The 16,475-nt window shown below is 63.6% G+C and carries 17 protein-coding genes; 9 read left to right on the forward strand and 8 right to left on the reverse strand.

Annotated elements, in window-relative coordinates; all coding sequences use genetic code 11:
* Positions 1-159: 159 nt before the first annotated feature.
* Both ACSFBF_RS12745 and ACSFBF_RS12750 read right to left on the reverse strand, forming a co-directional pair.
* Positions 160-891, reverse strand: a complete 732-nt coding sequence (locus tag ACSFBF_RS12745; RefSeq protein WP_435467433.1) for an HNH endonuclease family protein — start codon at positions 889-891, stop codon at positions 160-162.
* Positions 888-2,237: an ATP-binding protein gene (locus ACSFBF_RS12750; RefSeq protein ID WP_435467435.1), complete on the reverse strand. Its 1,350-nt coding sequence runs from the start codon at positions 2,235-2,237 to the stop codon at positions 888-890. Before ACSFBF_RS12750 ends, ACSFBF_RS12745 begins: the two co-directional genes overlap by 4 nt.
* 429 nt (positions 2,238-2,666) lie before the next feature.
* Between ACSFBF_RS12750 and ACSFBF_RS12755 the strand changes: the two genes are divergently transcribed.
* The 3 genes from ACSFBF_RS12755 (at position 2,667) to ACSFBF_RS12765 (ending at position 5,270) form a co-directional block, all read left to right on the forward strand.
* On the forward strand, positions 2,667-3,290 hold the full coding sequence (locus ACSFBF_RS12755) for a DUF938 domain-containing protein (protein ID WP_435467437.1): 624 nt from the start codon (positions 2,667-2,669) through the stop codon (positions 3,288-3,290).
* Between the two features lie 16 nt (positions 3,291-3,306).
* Positions 3,307-3,522, forward strand: a complete 216-nt coding sequence (locus ACSFBF_RS12760) for a hypothetical protein (RefSeq protein WP_435467439.1) — start codon at positions 3,307-3,309, stop codon at positions 3,520-3,522.
* A gap of 71 nt (positions 3,523-3,593) precedes the next feature.
* Positions 3,594-5,270: a tannase/feruloyl esterase family alpha/beta hydrolase gene (locus tag ACSFBF_RS12765; RefSeq protein WP_435467441.1), complete on the forward strand. Its 1,677-nt coding sequence runs from the start codon at positions 3,594-3,596 to the stop codon at positions 5,268-5,270.
* 3 nt (positions 5,271-5,273) lie between these two features.
* On the opposite strand, the gene ACSFBF_RS12770 is transcribed toward ACSFBF_RS12765, so the two are convergent.
* Entirely contained in the window at positions 5,274-5,552 is a 279-nt protein-coding gene (locus tag ACSFBF_RS12770; RefSeq protein ID WP_435467443.1) for a hypothetical protein, read from the reverse strand.
* A 190-nt stretch (positions 5,553-5,742) separates the two neighbouring features.
* On the opposite strand from ACSFBF_RS12770, the gene ACSFBF_RS12775 reads away from it, so the two are divergent.
* The 3 genes from ACSFBF_RS12775 to ACSFBF_RS12785 all read left to right on the forward strand — a co-directional run bounded on the left by ACSFBF_RS12775 (position 5,743) and on the right by ACSFBF_RS12785 (position 7,229).
* Positions 5,743-6,033, forward strand: coding sequence for an HU family DNA-binding protein (locus ACSFBF_RS12775; protein ID WP_093058078.1), 291 nt, complete (start codon positions 5,743-5,745; stop codon positions 6,031-6,033).
* A gap of 126 nt (positions 6,034-6,159) precedes the next feature.
* Positions 6,160-6,687, forward strand: a complete 528-nt coding sequence (locus tag ACSFBF_RS12780) for a C40 family peptidase (protein WP_435467445.1) — start codon at positions 6,160-6,162, stop codon at positions 6,685-6,687.
* 14 nt (positions 6,688-6,701) lie between these two features.
* Positions 6,702-7,229, forward strand: a complete 528-nt coding sequence (locus ACSFBF_RS12785; RefSeq protein ID WP_435467447.1) for a YcxB family protein — start codon at positions 6,702-6,704, stop codon at positions 7,227-7,229.
* Between the two features lie 31 nt (positions 7,230-7,260).
* On the opposite strand, the gene ACSFBF_RS12790 is transcribed toward ACSFBF_RS12785, so the two are convergent.
* The 5 genes from ACSFBF_RS12790 to ACSFBF_RS12810 all read right to left on the reverse strand — a co-directional run bounded on the left by ACSFBF_RS12790 (position 7,261) and on the right by ACSFBF_RS12810 (position 13,024).
* A complete protein-coding gene (locus ACSFBF_RS12790) occupies positions 7,261-7,893 on the reverse strand; it encodes a DUF2894 domain-containing protein (RefSeq protein ID WP_435468768.1) in 633 nt (210 codons plus the stop codon).
* Between the two features lie 28 nt (positions 7,894-7,921).
* Positions 7,922-8,572, reverse strand: a complete 651-nt coding sequence (locus ACSFBF_RS12795; RefSeq protein ID WP_435468770.1) for an OmpA family protein — start codon at positions 8,570-8,572, stop codon at positions 7,922-7,924.
* On the reverse strand, positions 8,572-10,929 hold the full coding sequence (locus ACSFBF_RS12800) for a DUF802 domain-containing protein (RefSeq protein WP_435467449.1): 2,358 nt from the start codon (positions 10,927-10,929) through the stop codon (positions 8,572-8,574). Before ACSFBF_RS12800 ends, ACSFBF_RS12795 begins: the two co-directional genes overlap by 1 nt.
* Positions 10,926-11,660 carry a DUF3348 domain-containing protein gene (locus ACSFBF_RS12805; RefSeq protein ID WP_435467451.1) on the reverse strand — a complete coding sequence of 245 codons (735 nt, stop codon included), beginning with the start codon at positions 11,658-11,660 and terminating at the stop codon, positions 10,926-10,928. The genes ACSFBF_RS12800 and ACSFBF_RS12805 overlap by 4 nt, the downstream gene beginning before the upstream one ends.
* Before the next feature lie 113 nt (positions 11,661-11,773).
* Positions 11,774-13,024, reverse strand: a complete 1,251-nt coding sequence (locus ACSFBF_RS12810; protein WP_435467453.1) for an FAD-dependent oxidoreductase — start codon at positions 13,022-13,024, stop codon at positions 11,774-11,776.
* Between the two features lie 237 nt (positions 13,025-13,261).
* On the opposite strand from ACSFBF_RS12810, the gene ACSFBF_RS12815 reads away from it, so the two are divergent.
* From ACSFBF_RS12815 to ACSFBF_RS12825, 3 genes are all read left to right on the forward strand, one after another.
* A complete protein-coding gene (locus ACSFBF_RS12815; RefSeq protein ID WP_435467455.1) occupies positions 13,262-15,331 on the forward strand; it encodes a carbon starvation CstA family protein in 2,070 nt (689 codons plus the stop codon).
* A gap of 4 nt (positions 15,332-15,335) precedes the next feature.
* Complete coding sequence (locus ACSFBF_RS12820; protein ID WP_093058085.1) at positions 15,336-15,542, forward strand: YbdD/YjiX family protein; 207 nt, start codon at positions 15,336-15,338, stop codon at positions 15,540-15,542.
* Positions 15,543-15,668: 126 nt separating this feature from the next.
* Positions 15,669-16,472 (forward strand): class I SAM-dependent methyltransferase, encoded by an 804-nt coding sequence (locus ACSFBF_RS12825; RefSeq protein WP_435467457.1) that lies wholly within the window; start codon positions 15,669-15,671, stop codon positions 16,470-16,472.
* The last annotated feature ends 3 nt before the right edge of the window (positions 16,473-16,475 follow it).

A 16,475-nucleotide genomic window follows, 5' to 3' on the forward strand; every position in this document is an offset into this window, starting at 1 on the left:
CTCTTCATGATGTACATGCACTCCTGATGATGGGCACCTAATGCGGTGCCATTTATTCAGGTCACATGCTGTCGACTTCGTCCGGCTTCATCAAGACGGCCTTCGTCGGACTATTACCATTCAACTGGGAGTGGTCCACGAGGAGTACCAAGAGGCGTGTTAGCCCGCAGACGCTGCAGCTGCTTGCCGGCGACGCTTGATGACTAACACAACGGCCTTGGCGACATCTCGTGCTCTTTGCTCATGCAGCTCTGCTAGAGCACCAACAAGCATGGACAGCCTTCCACCCCGCGTTTCTAGACGCTCTGATAGGGCGCGCTGCTCTACCTCGCCAACTTCGTTGAGTTTTACCCCTCGGATGGTTCTTGTGCCTTCGCGCGTCTTGCCGTAGAAGACCCAGCCTCTGCGAACTTCGATGTGATCCGAGTATTTGTGAAGATGAGGGTTGACCCAGCGAAAGTCCGCGGGGCTAGTTGGGAAAGGGGCGCCTTTGTTAAGTTGGACCGCTAGTACCGGACAGCGTGCAGTTACGGGGTAGCCAGTCTTCGCAGAGAGGTCGTTGAACCTCTTCGTCCACGTTGAGAAGTGGCCGTTCTTTTTGATGTTGCAGGTGCCACAGGCAAGAGCTAAGTTCTGAATCTCAAAGGTGTAGTCTTCGTAGCCGCCTTTGTCCACAAAATGCTCGAGATGAGTTGCGTAGTCGTGGTAGAGGAGCCGGCGACAAAAGCAACATCGGCCTCGCTGCGCCTTTCGAAGTACTGGCTTGAGTTCAGTCTTGAATAGTGTGACCACGTTGGTGCCGGAGCTCCACGGAAGACCATGTAAGGCCGCAGCGCTCGTTCCATCCGGATACGCTGGTGTTGGCGTAATTTTCTCGAATCCAACGTTCATCGTGCCGGCTCCTCTTCAAGAAGCGCATTAATGACATCGACCATCGGATCCTCGCGGCTGAGCGCATCTCGAATGGACATTAGTTCGGGAATGAGCGATTCGAACTCAGGGTTGCTGAAATCCCCGCGTTCTACGAGCGAGATGGCTCGCTGTACAGTATCCACGACCACTCTGTTCCGACTGGAGCCAACACCAAACTGGGACAAAAGCAGTTCGTCGGACGAGGCGCCGTAGGTAACGGTACTCAGTTGAGGCTCGTCTCCGGTAAGGTCTACGACCGTGCTCCCTTCAAGTGCGGCACCAACGATGAGCGGTGAGTGCGTAGAGACGATGAGGTGTCCCGTCTTCATCGCGCTGGAGCAAACGCCAAATACGGCAGTCATCAAATCTCGTTGCCACTGTGGATGGAGGTTGTTTTCAGGTTCGTCAATCAGTACGACGGCGGCCTCCTCTAGTCCGAAGCCGATGCCTAGGATTGTGGAGAACATGTGGTATTCGCCGGAGCTGAGTTCGAGTGCAGAGAACTTGTCTTCGGAGCGCGTTGCTTGAACCATCGCGTCGGCCAAGTTCAGCAAATCGGTTAATAGACCAAGTCGCAAGACGTTGGGAGTCGCATCCTTGCAATGAGGACCAGTGCTATCGATTGTTAGCTCAATGCGTCCCTTGCCACGGGTCACAAGCTGCTCAAGGGCATTGAATTCATCGTATGAAAACTCACTCAGAAGCCACTGGGCCACGGCATAAGAAATATGCGGAAGGCTCCTAGATGACGCACGGTCAGAGTCACTCTGAGGAGTCTTCCTTTGAACTGCTCCGAGCAGATCACGAAGCTCCTGCCGCTTCTCGATTCGGCGATTGAGAACATATGTCACGGATGGCTTAACACCTGCGAGTCGGTGGGCATCTGAAAAGAAATTCCAGTCGTAGCGCTCTATCTTGGATGGAGAGAGTGCAAAACTGAGCATCGTCTCCAGCGGAGCTTTCTTGCTCAGAAGATTCGAGAGAATACGCTGGCCAAAGTATGCATAGTGGGGAACATCGAAGGCGGTGCGTGCTCCACCGGGAAGCTCTTTCTGCGGAAAACGGTCAGCAGCCGAGCCTGAGATACATAGAACCTGAACGGGATTTGGCTGAAAAACCTGAACTTCGGCATTCAGAGATCGACTGGAAATTGCAAGGTCGGAGACGAGCTGTTTAAGCAGCGTGCTCTTATGTGAACCGTTCTGACCTGTGATGATTGTTGTCTCGAAACCTCGGCCAGAATCCGTCCATTCTGGATGCAACAGGGCTACATTTTTGACGTCTCCGTGCCAAGTCTTGAACTGCACGGTGTTGATTACAGTCATCCTTACGTCTCCCTCCGCCAGTGGAAAACCTGTTCTGCGTACATTCTATCGACGACTCTACGCCAACTTGAGCGACGTAAATGGAAGGGTGGAAGGGCGCCGCAAACGCTCCGAGGCCGAACGCACCAGAAAAACCGAGCTGAGAATGGCGCAAAGCGTAGGCGCCAGTGCAACCTTCCAGACAACGAAGATGACGCTATCCTGATGTTTCAGAACTCACCTGTGCAGAGGTCATTGAGCTTAGTAAGCCCGCTGCGATTCAGTCGCTATTGGCGCCTAGTCCGTTTTGAGCCAGCAATGCGACGTGAAAGCGAATGTCGTCGCTGAGGGATGGTTGTCGCCGCAATGCAGATGTCGTCGAATGAACGGCAAGCATCTGAATGACCTTGCCCCAGTGTCTTTTAAACACCTCATCTAAGTACCACCTGAATGCCCGACCTTCCCAACAGCCCTGCCGCTGACCGCAACAAGCAGCTTATCCTCGATGCATTGACCGGCATCCTCGGTGAGCGAGGGACCGCACTAGAGATCGCATCTGGAACAGGCCAACACGCCGCATGGTTCGCAGCAGCGATGTCCCAATGGATCTGGCAGCCCACCGACGCAGATGCCCGCATGCTCCCAGCGATTGCAAGCCGAGTCACAGAAGCTGCGCTACCCAATCTCCGCCTACCGCTCCCGCTTGACGTAGTGGCCTCTCAATGGCCATCGCAGGGCCCCGCATTCACTCAAGAAGAAAAGTTCGACGCAATCTTCTGCGCCAACATGCTGCACATCGCACCTTGGGCCACATGCGCCGCCCTGATGCAAGGCGCCGCGCGGCATCTGCTTCCTGGCGGGTTGCTCATCACGTACGGGCCTTACTTCGAAGATGAAGTCCCAACGGCGCCGAGCAACATGGCATTCGACGAAGATTTGCGCGCCCGAAATCCCGCATGGGGCATTCGTCGCCTGGAAGACGTGGCAGCAGAGGCGCGCCGATCAGGCCTCGCGTTGCGCGAGCGGCATGCGATGCCCGCGAATAACCTGCTGTTGGTCTTCGGGTTCCAGTGAATACAGGGTACGCGCCATGAACATAGTTCTTCGGATTCTTTTCATCGCCGGGGGCGCACTGCTGCTTGGATTCATTTCGAACGTCATCCTGGTCGGCGTCGGCCATTGGTATGAAATGAACGCGGCACGCAGCGAGTACGACCTCTCCGATTCCTTCATGATTGCCATATTCGTGCAGGCACTTTGTGTCGTTGCCGGTGGGTTGATTGGCAATCGGCTGTACCGGCGGTAGCGCGGCCGATGGCTCAACATGCGGCTTGGGCGCATTGCTGCCCGTTCGACAACAACTCAGACAGGCGACAAATGGCAACTCCAGATTTCCGCAGGCGCAGCGCATCGTTCAGCCTGGCCGCATTGGCCACCGCAGCCGCACTCGCCGGATGCGCTTCTGTCAGCGAGCCCGCAATCACGCCCGCCCAGACGGCCCAGGCGCAAGCCGCATGCACGGCGCTGCAAGACATGAAGATCGCGGCCTCCGCCATCGGCAAGCCGAGCTCGGGCGCAGTCGTTCAATCCGCGAGCTTCGTCCCCGCCAATGCCGCAGACAACCCTAATGGCGAGTACTGCGCGGTCAAGGGTGTCGTGCTGCCCGTCAGTGCATCGGCGCCCAGCCTCGAGTTCCAAGTCAACCTTCCCACCGCATGGAACCGCCGTGCGCTGCAGATGGGCGGTGGCGGCTATGACGGCACGCTCGTCACCGGCCTGGGCGCCTACACCGCGCAGCCCAACGGCACACCCAACGCGCTGCGCCAGGGTTATGCCACGCTGGGCAGCGACGGTGGGCACAAGGGCACGGGCAGCTTCGACGGCAACTTCGCGCTGAATGACGAGGCGCTTCTCAACTATGGCCAGCAGTCGGTGAAGAAGACGCACGACGTGGCGCTAGAGATCATCCGGCAGCGCTATGGCGCGGCGCCGCGGCGCTTCTATTTCATCGGTGGATCGCAGGGCGGGCACGAGGCGCTCGATGCCGCGGCGCGCTACGCCGCCGATTACGACGGGGCCATTGCCAACTACCCGGCGTACAACATCACGATGCTGCAACTGGCGTCGCTGCATGTCGGCAAGGCGCTGTATGCCAATGGCGGTGCGGGTTGGATGAACCCAGCCAAGAAGACGCTGCTCGTCAATGCGGTGTATGCCGCCTGCGACGGGCTCGATGGCGCCAAGGACGGGATCATCGGCAATGTTGCGGCCTGCAACGTGGTCTTCAACCTCGACAAGGTGAAGGCCGCGCTGCGTTGCGTCAACGGCGTGGACAACGGCGACTTCTGCTTGTCTGATGCGCAGATCGCGGCCGTGCGGCAGATTGCGTCGCCCTATGACGCGGGGTTTGCGGTTGCGGGGCAGCAGGTGTTTCCGCGCTGGCCGGTGCTTGAAGGTGCGGTGTTCTCGGTGTCGTCGTTCGGCGCATCGCGCGTGCCATCGAACCCGCCGGCTGCCACCGATGCGTTGCTGTTCTCCATTGGCGCGGCGCACGCGAAGTATTTCGCCACGCGCAACCCGTCGCTCGATGCGCTGCGCTACGAGCCGGCGCGCTACAGGGCACGGCTGCAGCAGCTGGGCAACATTACCGATGTGACGATGGTGAGCCTCGAAGCCTTCCGTGCCAGGGGCGGCAAGCTGATCCTCACGCATGGCACGGCAGACGATTTCATCAGCCCCTACAACACCGAGGACTACTACCGCCGCCAGGTCGCTGCTTTCGGCCAGGCGGGTGTCGACTCGTTCATTCGCTTCTATAGCGTGCCGGGCTTCGGCCACGGCATGGGTCCGTACCGGCTCGGCTACGACGGGCTCGCGGTGCTCGACAACTGGGTCGAGAAAGGGCAGGCGCCTGAAACGATTCCCTCGGTCGACAACAACCAGAACGCCAACCGCTCGCGGCCGATGTGCCGCTGGCCGGCATGGCCGGCGTTCACGGGGGCGGGGGGTGCTTCGATGAACGATGCGGCAAATTTCAGCTGCAGGGCGTCCTGAGCGTCATCGCCAGGGCGATTCCATCGTCGCTACGTCGTCGAACGACAACACTCGCGCAGCACCGCCGTTGCGCGGTATGGCGTACCAGCAACGCCCCGGCGGTATGTGTCCGGCCGCGTACATCACGCGAACCACGGCTTCTTGCGCGTCGAGCCGCAGCACATGCGCGCCCATCGCCCGCTCCGTGTGCGTGAGCGCAAACTCGGCCAGCGCGCGTTCGCACGCGATGCGGCGCCAGCGCCTGTTGGCCTGCCACGTTCGGTAGCGATCGAGCAGCGTCATCGTTGGTACTTTCCATCGGGTTTTGTGCCGGAGTTTCGTGCACCATCGTGCATCGATCACGATGTTTCACTTTTGAAACGCATGCGTGTCTCGATCCTCCGGTGGGGCGTTTAAAGTTCGAGCCCGGTGCGTTTTCGCGTCACGGACTTTTCCCCCAACCGTTTTACTGATTGAAGAAAGAACCCCCGTTTTGAACAAGACCGACCTCATCGCCGCTATCGCCACGGACACGAACCTGAGCAAGGCCGACGCTGCCCGCGCGCTCGACTCCGCCATCGACAACCTGTCGCGCGCCCTCGCCAGCGGCGACACGGTACAACTGATCGGCTTCGGCACTTTCGCCGTGGCAAGCCGCCCCGAGCGCACGGGCCGCAACCCGTCGACCGGCGAGCCGATGACCATCAAGGCCAGCAAGGCGCCCAAGTTCACCGCCGGCAAGGCGCTGAAAGACGCTGTCAACACGCCTGCAGCAGGCCAGTAAGCGCTTTTTCTTTTCTTCCCTCCGTTGCGTCGGCGCAGCAGCGCGGGCCGCGGAGGGCCCCATCTTCAGGAAGCCGTCGCGTTCCGCGCTAGAGTTCGTGCACGTTCACGAGCCCAGCCATCCGACATGCACGACGCGCCTGTGCCAACAACGCAACAATCCCGCACATTGCAGCAGTGGCTGCTTCGGCTCCTTTTCACAGGGGCCTGCCTTCTGGTTCTGGGCTGTGCAAGCCCATCGGGTCCGCGGCAAGGGCCGGGGCCTGCCGTCAGCAGCACGCTGACGGACGAACAATCGAACAGCGTCGCGATCCATGCACTCGGCCTTGTCGGCACGCCGTATCGCTATGGCGGCAACACGCCTGATGGTGGCTTCGATTGCAGCGGGCTCATCGGGTACGTGTATCTCAACAGCGTGGGCGAGTCGCCGCCGCGCACGGTGGCGCGAATGAGCGGCTTCGGCAGCCCAGTGTCGATGTCCGAGCTTCGCACGGGCGATCTCGTGCTCTTCGGCCCGTCCACGCCGTCACATGCGGGCATCTATGTGGGCGGAGGGCGCTTCGTGCATGCGCCATCGACAGGTGGCGTGGTGCGGCTTGATCGGCTTGACGGCGTGTATTGGTCGCGCCAGACGGTGCAGGCGCGGCGGCCTTGAGTCCGGCAAGCAGCATGTCGGCAGCATCGTTCACCCTCACTCCGACAGACTTCGCGCGCCTTCAGAAGGTCGTCGGTCGTCGCGTTGGCCGAAAGCCGGGTTTGTCGTCCACCCTGTTCATGTTGCGCGCGACGGTATGGGTGGGCGTCGGATTGACGGTCGCGGCGTACGTGCGCGTGCTGGACGACTACGCCGAGCTGCCGCACCTCCGGTTCATGGCGTACCTCGTGATGATCGTCTTCTTGCTGCTGGTGTCGCTGCCCCATGTTTCCCAGGCGATCTGGCGAAAGCACATGTTCGCTCCCAATGGCACGTTTCTGTCGCCCCAGACCGTCAGCATCACGGACAGCGCGCTGACGATCCAGTCCGCAACGATGCGGTCAGAACTGCTATGGGCGGGCTTCATGGCCCGCGAGGAAGACGATGCGAACCACTATCTCTTTACCGATGAAATGCAGGCGGTCGTGCTTCCGCGTTCTGCCGTTGCATCGTTTGCCGACGAGTTCGAGCGCCTGACTTCGCATCTGAAGAACAAGCCTTGACGCAAGGGCTCCGCTTCGGTTGATTCGGGCCTCAGCTGGACTTGCCGCGCACGCTTTTCTTGGTCGAGCCTTCCGCGCGCGGGCTTGCCGCATTCGCTGCTGCTGCGACGCCATTCAACTGATCGACCCACGACAGCGCATCGACATACGACATGAACCGGTTCAGATATTCCGGCGATAGGTCGCGCATCAACGTGAGCGAACGGTGCACGAGATGATGCGAGTTGAGGGGGCCGGCGTTTTCCGGCACCTTCGCCAGTGACTGCGTCAATCGCCGGTCTGCACTGAGCTTGGACCAGGTGCTCTTGAAGTAGCGGATCGACTTCAGTTCTGTGGAAGGCGACGAGGCAGAAGAGGGGGCGGGCGTCGCCCTGCCTGCTGCGGTCGGGCTGTCATCCATGACCGGCGCGTGTTGGGCGATGTGGTCGATGAGTTCGGCGAGTACACCGCGTTCAGGTGTTGCCGCTTGCGGCTTCGCAACGTTTGCAGGCGCGGCCTTTTGAAGATCCTCGCCGTACGCCGCCAGCAGCGTGAGCACTTTGTCGTCGAGCATGCGCCGCGCCTCGCCGCCGTGCGCAGTCGCGCGCCTGGCCATCGCCTCGATGACACGAAAGCGCACAGGGTCGAAGCGTTGATCGCCACGCGCGATCGCCGCTGCGACCATCGCGCCGGTGTCGCGGCAAGTCTCTTGATCAGTCACGGGGCTTCGTGTTGGCGTTGGAAGGGCGCGGCGTAGGCGCCATCTCCACGCGCCGGTTCTTCGAGCGCCCGTCGGCATCGGCATTCGACGCCACCGCCTGCTCGGAGCCGAACGCGGCCGCAAAGATCGACGACGACGGAATGCCGGCCTCGATCAACGCACGCGTTACCGTCAGCGCCCGCTGCGCCGACAGCTCCCAGTTGTCCGCAAACTGACGCGCGTTGTCGCGCATCTGCCGGTCGTCGGTGAAGCCGCTCACCATCAAAATTTCGTCGCGCGACTTGAGGTACGCGGTCAGCGGCGCGGCAAGGCTCTTCAGCAGTTGGCGGCCTTCGGGTTGCAGCTCCGCGGAGTTGAAGGCAAACAGCACGCTGCCGTTGATGCCGATGCGGCCGTTGGTCAGCGTCACGCGGCCTGCTGCGAGCGGCCCTGCAAGCGCCTGTTCGAGCGTCTGCAGGCGCTTGGCCTCGGCCTGCCGTTGCTTGACTTCGGTTTCCAGTTTCGATGCAAGCTCCAGCTGCATGCCCAGCGCACACACCAGGATGAGCACGAAGGCACCGAGCAGGCCGGCCATCAGGTCGCCGAACACCGCCCACACCGGCACGCCCGGCTCGTCGAAGCCGGCGTCGAGCTCTTCGCGCATCATGCTTCGCTGTCCACCGGCGCTTGTTGCTGCCTGCTGGCGATCTGCTGCATGTCTTCGACGATCTGCTTCTGTGACATGATGCTCAGGTCGATCACTTCACGGGCCTGCGCCACGTAGTAGGCCAGTTGCTCATCGCTGCGCGTAATGGACTTGCCCAGCGCGCCTTCAATGCGCTGCAGGTGGCCCACGAGTTTGTCGTTCGACTGGCTGAACATCTGCACGGCAAGGCCGAAGGCTTCACCCAGGCTGGCCACTTCGACGGCGCTGCCGGTGATCTGCGCGGCAACGGCGGCCATCTTCTCGGATTCGGCATCGGCCTTTTCGGTGAAGCGGCTTCCGACGCGCTCCAGCAGGTCCGCCGATGCGGACACCAGCGTGTCGATGGCTGTGCGTTGTTCGGTGGATGCGTGGTTCACTGCGTCGAGCAGGGTGGCCAGCGTTTCGAGGATGCGGCTGCGCTCTTCCAGCATCGCGTTGTCGCGCGTCATGCTGTCGGCGAGCTTCTGGCGCAGCTCGGTCACCACTTCGGCGGCGGCGCGGGGCGCTTCAGCAGCGGCTTGCAGCAGCTGTGCGATTTCGGCGACGGTGTTCTTCGCATGCGCTTCGGTCTGGGCGGACATGTCGCGTGCGGTCTGCGCCACCGTGTCGAAGAGCTGCTGCTGCTGGCTTGCGTTGTGTGCGTTGACCTGCTGCCATTCCTGTTGCAGCGATGCGGCCATGGTGGTCAGCGATTGCGTCCAGGCCGAGAGGCGCTGCTCGTCGCGCGATGCCATCTGGGACATAACTTCGGCCGCGGCCTGCGGTGCTTCAGCAGCGGCTTGCAGGAGTTGTGTGATTTCGGCGACGGTGTTCTTCGCATGCGTCTCGGTCTGCGTGGACATCTCGCGCGCGGTCTGCGCCATGGTGTCGAGCAACCGTTGCTGCTGGCTCGCGTTGTGCGCGCCAGCTTGTTGCCATTGCTCTTGCAGCGATGCGGCCATAGCTGTCAGCGATTGCGTCCAGGCCGAGAGGCGCTGTTCGTCGCGCGAGGCCATTTCGGTTTGCAGCTTTGCGTGCGCCTGGTCCACGGTGCTCAGCAGCGAGACGGAGTGTTGCTCGAAGGTGGCAGCGGCTGCCGACAGGGCCTGGTGCGAATCGCCCGACAGCTTCTCGCTGACGCGCTGATGCTGCGCAAGCGCGTTGCCCCAGGTGTCCGACACGCTGCTCACGGTGCTTTCGAGTCGAGTGGAGACGGTGTCTACCAGCGCGGCCGAGCGCTGCTCGAAGGTCTGTGCGAAATGCTCGTGCGAGCCGCGTAGGTCCTTCGATAGCGCCTCGGTCGTGCGCTGGTGTTCGGCGAGCGCGGTCTTCCAGGTGTCTGCCACGCGAGTGGTGGTGGCCTCGAAGCGGCTCGAGAGGCCGTCGAGCTGCTGCTGCACGGTTTGCGAAATAGTGTTGTGCAGCGTGGCCGTTTCGCGCGCGATGCCGGCCATGGTGGCTTCGACGACCGGCTGTATCGCCGCGCCGGCGACACGTGCGCTTTCGGTCAGGCTCTGCTTCAGCGACTGGTCGACGGAAGAAGCGAGGCTGCCGTACACGGCTTCGGCCTTGCTGTGGAAGTGGTCCTGGCTGCTGACAAGGCGTTCGTTCAGTGCATGGCTCTGCCGCTCCATCGCGTGCATCATGGCCTGCAGTTGGCCGACCAGCTCTGGCATGGCGTGGGCCTGCTGCTGCAGCAGCTTGAACGACTCTTCACGTTGATGGGTGAGCGAGAAGACGCGCAGCACGGTCGCGATCTTCGTGTCGAGCATCTGTCCAGCCTGCAGCCGCTCGCGCCGGCTCAGTGCCGATGCAAGGCCCAGCATCGCCGATGCGGCCACGCCCGCTACAGAAGTGCCGAAGGCCAGCCCGAGGCCCTTCACGGGCGCTGAGAGCGAGTCGCGAATGGTCTGCAGATCGGTCGAGCTCTCCAGCGCAAGGCCGGTGCCCTTGAGCGTGACCACCATGCCCACGAAGGTGCCCAGCATGCCCAGCAGCACCAGGAAGCCGGCGAGGTACGGCGTCATCGCCGGGCCGGGCAGGCCGACGCGCTCGCCCTCGATGCGCAGTCGCACGGCGTTTTGCAGCGAAGGATGCAGTTGACCAAGCCACGCGCCGAGGCTTTCGGGCGGGGCAGAGAGATCGGCTACGGCGTGTGTCAGCGTGGCCGTGGCCTGTTGAAAGCGGTGCAGCTCCAGCGCGCCCATGAGGTAGAACGCGCCGACGATCACGGTGACGGCCAGCGCCAGCGGGTTCGTGCCGATGTATCCGGCGCCCACCCAGCCAACGACGGCCAAGCCTGCGACAAAGACAGCGTATTGAATGAATCGGGTCATGTAGTTCTGGTGGCCTGGGTGCGAAGGGCTTCGAGCAGCCCTTCGACCGGTTGAAATCGAAAGTCCAGTTCGGCGAGCAGCACGTCCTGGGCGTCCTTGCGGAACACGGCCAGCCACGCTTCGTCGGGCTGGGCACTGTTGTCTGTATCTGTCTCTGCTTCGTCGTCCGGCATGTCAGGCACTTCCGGTGCCTGGCTGGCCTTGCGGAGGCGCTCGAAATGCTTTTCGAGAATGCCCGGCACGGCCGAGAGCAGGCTGTGCTCGCGCGCCTCCAACACCTGTGCCATGACCACGTCCACGGACGCGAGCCGGGCCATGGACGGCGACTTTGCCGCCAGCGCCGAGCGCAGCCGGCTGCGCAGCGAGCCGACGCCTGCTTCCATCGCCTGTTGCCGGGCGAGGTAGCGTCGGCGGTAGGGGGTGAAGTCGGGCGTTGCGTCCTTGCTGGTGCCGAAGGTGATGTCTTCGACGATGGCGTTTGCCAGCGCGGTTCGCACGCGTTGGCATTCGCTTTCTTCGGTGTTGCGGGGAGCGCGCGTGCTGGCCTGTGTCGTTGCCGGTGTGCCATCGAGCGCTGCGGACAGCGAGATGGCATCGGTCCAGCCGAACCACTGGCTCAATCGGTCAGCGGTGGGTTGCGCGGGTTCGCGAGCGTTGATGTCGGCCAGTCGGGAGAGCAAGCGAATGAGCGCTGAGCTATTGAAACCTGTGCGCTGTGAAACTTGCCCCATACCGCTTGAACGCGCCTCTCCGAAAAACCTGGCAGTCTACAACAGGGGCCCCTCTTCACGGCCTCCCTGGCCGCCCTGCTGGGCCTCGGCTGTGTAACGAATTGCCAGTTACATCACGGCGCGCGCGGCGATGACACGTGCTCGGGCCGCACGCCCATTCCCACGGCTCGCGCCGGTAGCCGGCGCAGCAGCGGCCAGCGTGCCAGCAGCCGCAGCGGCCAGGGCACGTGCCCAGTCTTGGCCGTCAGCTCGCCGTCGAGCACGCTCATCAGCACGCGGTCTTGTATGAAGCGCTGTACGGCCTGCGTTATGCGCACAGGCCATTCCCTGCGGCGCTGCAGCTGGGGCAGCAGGGTGTCGATCTCCTTCTCGGTCGCGGTGCCGGCCAGCGCCGTGGCCAGCAGATTCGCGGCAGCCACGGCATCTTGCACGGCGAGGTTGATGCCGACGCCGCCCACCGGCGACATCGCATGCGCGGCATCGCCGATGCACAGTAGCCCGCGGCACGACCAGGCCTCCAGGCGATCGACCGTCACTTCGAGCAGCTTCACCACGTCCCAGTCGGGGAGCGCCTCAGGTAGTCGGGCCGCGAGAAAGGGAGCGATCTTGCCGATCTCTTCATGGAACGCGCCGATGCCTCGGGCTTGCATCGCCTCGTGCCCGCCCTTGGGAATCACGAAGGCGCACTGCCAGTAGTCGCCGCGGTTCAGCGTGACCAGAAAGCGCCCACCCGCGACGTGGCCCGCAGTGGCCGAGGGGTCGCCGGCCTGCCTGGGAATCGCCATCCACAGCACGTCGATAGGCGCGCCATAGCTGATGTGCGGCAGCGCCGCGGCATCGCGCAGCGCGGAGTGCCGGCCGTCGGCGGCCACCACCAGCGAGGCATGCAGCTCGACATCCTGCGGCTGGCCCGCGCGGCGGCCGCGCCGCACCTTCACGCCGTTGACTCGGCCCTTGTCCTGCAGCAGGCCGATGGCCTCTGCATCGGTCCACAGCTCGAAGCCCGGGTAGCGCCGGGCCTCGTCGCACATGAAGTCCAGAAACTCCCACTGCGGCATCAGCACGAGAAACTTGCTGTGCGCGGGCAGGTGAGTGAAGTCGGCCACGGGAATGCTGCGGCCCTCGAAGGTGGCGCGCAGTTCTTCTATGCGGTCGTGCGGGCGCTGCAGGAAGGCGTCGAGCAGGCCCAACTCGTGCAATATCTCCAGCGTGGACGGGTGCACCGTGTCGCCGCGAAAGTCGCGCAGAAAGTCGAGATGCTTTTCCAGCACGACGACGGGCACGCCGGCTCGGGCCAGAAGAAGGCCCAGCACCATGCCGGCAGGACCGCCACCTGCGATGCAGCAGCGTGGTTGTGTGTCCATGGCTTCTATCTTTTCGCCCCCTGATCCGCTTCGTTCGCTTCTTGAAGACTGGGCTCTATGTTCGTGCCTGGTCCGGTTCATGCGTGTAGGTCCGCAGGCATTGCACAGCGGCGCGGCGCTTGCCGTATCCGGGTTTTCCATTACGCAAAGCCACGCGCCCGCCTTGCGCAGTCCGACGGATGCGCCCGCGCCGCAGCCCGGCAAAACTCCTCGGGTCAATAACGAGGAGACATCCGCATGCACAGCATCCGACGCCATCTGGTGTGGCTGGTCGTGGCCGTGGTCGGCGCTTTTGCGCTGGGCACCGTGGCCCTGACCCGAGGCGAAAGCGTCAACGCCCTCTGGGTGGTGGCCGCCGCGATCTGCACCTACCTGATCGCCTACCGCTACTACAGCCTCTTCATCGCCGACAAGGTGCTGGGCCTGGACGGCAACCGCAAGACGCCGGCACACCGCCACAACGACGGCCTCGACTACGTGCCGACCGACAAGAACGTGCTGTTCGGCCACCACTTCGCGGCCATCGCAGGCGCAGGCCCCTTGGTGGGCCCGGTGCTCGCCGCGCAGATGGGCTATCTGCCCGGCCTGCTGTGGATCCTTGCCGGCGTGGTGTTCGCCGGTGCGGTGCAGGACTTCATCATTCTCTTCATCTCCACGCGGCGCGACGGCCGCTCGCTGGGCGACCTCGTCAAGCAGGAGATGGGCGTGGTGCCCGGCATGATCGCGCTGTTCGGCACCTTCATGATCATGATCATCATCCTCGCGGTGCTGGCGCTGATCGTGGTGAAGGCGCTGGCCGAATCGCCGTGGGGCACCTTCACGGTGGCTGCGACGATTCCGGTGGCGCTGTTCATGGGCGTGTACCTGCGCTACATCCGCCCGGGGCGCATCGGCGAGGTGTCGCTGATCGGCTTCGTGCTGCTGATGCTCGCCATCTTCGGCGGCCAGGCCGTGAGCCAGAACCCCGAATGGGCGCCGCTCTTCACCTTCGACGGCAAGGCGCTCACGTGGATGCTGGTGGGCTATGGCTTCATCGCCGCGAGCCTGCCTGTGTGGCTGCTGCTGGCGCCGCGCGACTACCTGTCGACCTTCCTGAAGATCGGCACGATCATCGCGCTGGCCATCGGCATCGTGTTCGTAATGCCGACGCTGCAGATGCCATCCATCACGCAGTTCGCGCAGGGCAACGGACCGGTGTGGTCGGGCAGCCTGTTCCCGTTTCTCTTCATCACCATCGCCTGCGGCGCGGTGTCGGGCTTTCATGCGTTGATCTCCTCGGGCACCACGCCCAAGATGCTCGACAACGAACGCCACGCGCGTTTCATCGGCTACGGCGGCATGCTGGCCGAATCGTTCGTTGCGGTGATGGCGCTGGTTGCAGCCTCGTGCATCGAGCCGGGCATTTACTTTGCGATGAACAGCCCCGGCGCTCTGGTCGGTACGACCGCGCAACAGGTGGCGGCCACGGTGTCGAGCTGGGGCTTCGTGATCACGCCCGAGATGCTGGTGCAGACCGCGAAAGACGTCGGCGAAACCACCATCCTCGGCCGCGCAGGCGGCGCGCCGACGCTGGCGGTGGGCATGGCCCACATCCTCCACCAGGTGATCGGCGGGCAGGCCATGATGGCCTTCTGGTACCACTTTGCGATCTTGTTCGAAGCGCTGTTCATCCTCACGGCCGTAGACGCCGGCACCCGCGCGGGCCGCTTCATGCTGCAAGACTTGCTGGGCAGCTTCGTGCCCGCGCTCAAGCGCACCGATTCGCTGCCGGCCAATCTCGTTGCCACCGCGCTGTGCGTCGCGGCCTGGGGCTACTTCCTTTACCAGGGCGTGGTCGATCCGCTGGGCGGCATCAATACGCTGTGGCCGCTGTTCGGCATCTCCAACCAGATGCTGGCCGCTGTGGCGCTGATGCTGGGCGTGGTGGTGCTGTTCCGCATGAAGCGCGAGCGCTATGCCTGGGTGGCCATTGCACCGGCCGCATGGCTGCTGGCCTGCACGCTCACGGCGGGCTGGCAGAAGATCTTCTCGGCCGACCCGAAGATTGGTTTTCTCTCGCACGCCGCGAAGTACACCGACGGCATCGCCAACGGCGTACTGGTGGCGCCGGCCAAGACGCCCGAAGCCATGTCGCGCATCGTGTTCAACGACCGTCTCGACGCGGCGCTGTGCGCACTCTTCATCTTCGTGGTGCTGAGCGTGCTGGTGTACAGCATCAAGGCCTGCCTCGCGGCGCGTGCGGCCAACCGGCCGACCACCAAAGAGACACCGTTCGAGCCCGTGGGCGCCGCAACGGCTGCCCACTGACGCCATGGGCCTCGCATTGCCGGAAGCCGGGCGCTACTTTGCGCGCTCGCTCAAGCAGTCGCTGCGGCTCATGGTCGGGCTGCCCGACTACGACGCCTACCTGACGCACATGGCGGCCACCCACCCCGACCGGCCGCCGATGAGCTACGAAGCCTTCTTCCGCGAGCGGCTGGAGGCGCGCTACGGAGCGGGCAAGGGGCGCTGCTGCTGAGCCTGGCGCGGCATTGCGTTACAGGTCTTTCCGATCGAAGCTCGGTCCCTGGGGATGTACGGGTCGGTTCCCGGGGCCTAGAGTCCCATCCATGTCCGCAGCCTTGTGGCTGGCATGGAGGGCGATATGTCCCAGGATCCGTTTGCAGAGTTCAAGGGCCGCCAGCGCGAGATGTGGTCGACCTTTGCGCCGACCGCCATGTTCACGACCCCGGTGGCCGGGCATCTCGTCAGGTTCGCGCAGGTAGCGCAGGGCGAGGCGGTGCTGGACGTCGGCACCGGAACGGGCGTGGTGGCCGTCACGGCGGCACGCCGAGGCGCACGCGTCACGGGGCTCGACCTGACGCCCGAGCTGCTCGAAGCCGCGCGCGACAACGCCGGTGTCTCCGGGCACGGGGACATCACCTGGACCGAAGGCGATGCCGAGAACCTGCCGTACGCCGATGCCTCCTTCGACGTGGTGCTGAGCCAGTTCGGCCACATGTTCGCGCCGCGTCCGGAAGTTGCCGTGGCCGAGATGCGCCGCGTGCTGAAACCCGGCGGCCGCATCGCCTTCGCCACATGGCCGCCGGAGGATTTCGTGGGGCGCATGTTCGCCTTCATCGGGCGCAACTCGCCGCCCCCTCCGGCGGGCGCGTCGCCGCCGCCGCAATGGGGCAACCCGGGCATCGTCGCGGAGCGCCTGGGGCCGCACTTCGAGGCGCCGTTCTTCGGGCGCGGCACCATGCAGTTTCCGGCCCTGAGCATCGAGCACTTCCGCTTGTTCCTCGAGCGCTCGGTCGGCCCGATGCGCAAGCTCGTGGAAGGTCTCGCCGACGATCCGCAGAAGCTGGCGGCACTGCGGGCCGAGTTCGATGCCCTTGCCGCGCCGTACTACGTCGACAACGTGGTGCAGCAAAACTACCTGCTGACGCGCGCGCGAGCACGCTGAGCG

Origin of the sequence: Variovorax nivicola (assembly GCF_051216475.1) — a bacterium.
GTDB lineage: Bacteria > Pseudomonadota > Gammaproteobacteria > Burkholderiales > Burkholderiaceae_C > Variovorax.

Excerpts from the sequence above, each read along its gene's own strand:
- ACSFBF_RS12805 (WP_435467451.1), bottom strand. The coding sequence starts at position 11,660 with ATGGGGCAAGTTTCACAGCGCACAGGTTTCAATAGCTCAGCGCTCATT.
- ACSFBF_RS12760 (WP_435467439.1), top strand. The coding sequence starts at position 3,307 with ATGAACATAGTTCTTCGGATTCTTTTCATCGCCGGGGGCGCACTGCTG.
- ACSFBF_RS12795 (WP_435468770.1), bottom strand. The coding sequence starts at position 8,572 with ATGCGCGAAGAGCTCGACGCCGGCTTCGACGAGCCGGGCGTGCCGGTG.
- ACSFBF_RS12770 (WP_435467443.1), bottom strand. The coding sequence starts at position 5,552 with ATGACGCTGCTCGATCGCTACCGAACGTGGCAGGCCAACAGGCGCTGG.
- ACSFBF_RS12785 (WP_435467447.1), top strand. The coding sequence starts at position 6,702 with ATGTCGGCAGCATCGTTCACCCTCACTCCGACAGACTTCGCGCGCCTT.
- ACSFBF_RS12755 (WP_435467437.1), top strand. The coding sequence starts at position 2,667 with ATGCCCGACCTTCCCAACAGCCCTGCCGCTGACCGCAACAAGCAGCTT.
- ACSFBF_RS12815 (WP_435467455.1), top strand. The coding sequence starts at position 13,262 with ATGCACAGCATCCGACGCCATCTGGTGTGGCTGGTCGTGGCCGTGGTC.
- ACSFBF_RS12750 (WP_435467435.1), bottom strand. The coding sequence starts at position 2,237 with ATGACTGTAATCAACACCGTGCAGTTCAAGACTTGGCACGGAGACGTC.
- ACSFBF_RS12825 (WP_435467457.1), top strand. The coding sequence starts at position 15,669 with ATGTCCCAGGATCCGTTTGCAGAGTTCAAGGGCCGCCAGCGCGAGATG.
- ACSFBF_RS12820 (WP_093058085.1), top strand. The coding sequence starts at position 15,336 with ATGGGCCTCGCATTGCCGGAAGCCGGGCGCTACTTTGCGCGCTCGCTC.
- ACSFBF_RS12790 (WP_435468768.1), bottom strand. The coding sequence starts at position 7,893 with ATGGTCGCAGCGGCGATCGCGCGTGGCGATCAACGCTTCGACCCTGTG.
- ACSFBF_RS12745 (WP_435467433.1), bottom strand. The coding sequence starts at position 891 with ATGAACGTTGGATTCGAGAAAATTACGCCAACACCAGCGTATCCGGAT.
- ACSFBF_RS12810 (WP_435467453.1), bottom strand. The coding sequence starts at position 13,024 with ATGGACACACAACCACGCTGCTGCATCGCAGGTGGCGGTCCTGCCGGC.
- ACSFBF_RS12800 (WP_435467449.1), bottom strand. The coding sequence starts at position 10,929 with ATGACCCGATTCATTCAATACGCTGTCTTTGTCGCAGGCTTGGCCGTC.
- ACSFBF_RS12765 (WP_435467441.1), top strand. The coding sequence starts at position 3,594 with ATGGCAACTCCAGATTTCCGCAGGCGCAGCGCATCGTTCAGCCTGGCC.
- ACSFBF_RS12780 (WP_435467445.1), top strand. The coding sequence starts at position 6,160 with ATGCACGACGCGCCTGTGCCAACAACGCAACAATCCCGCACATTGCAG.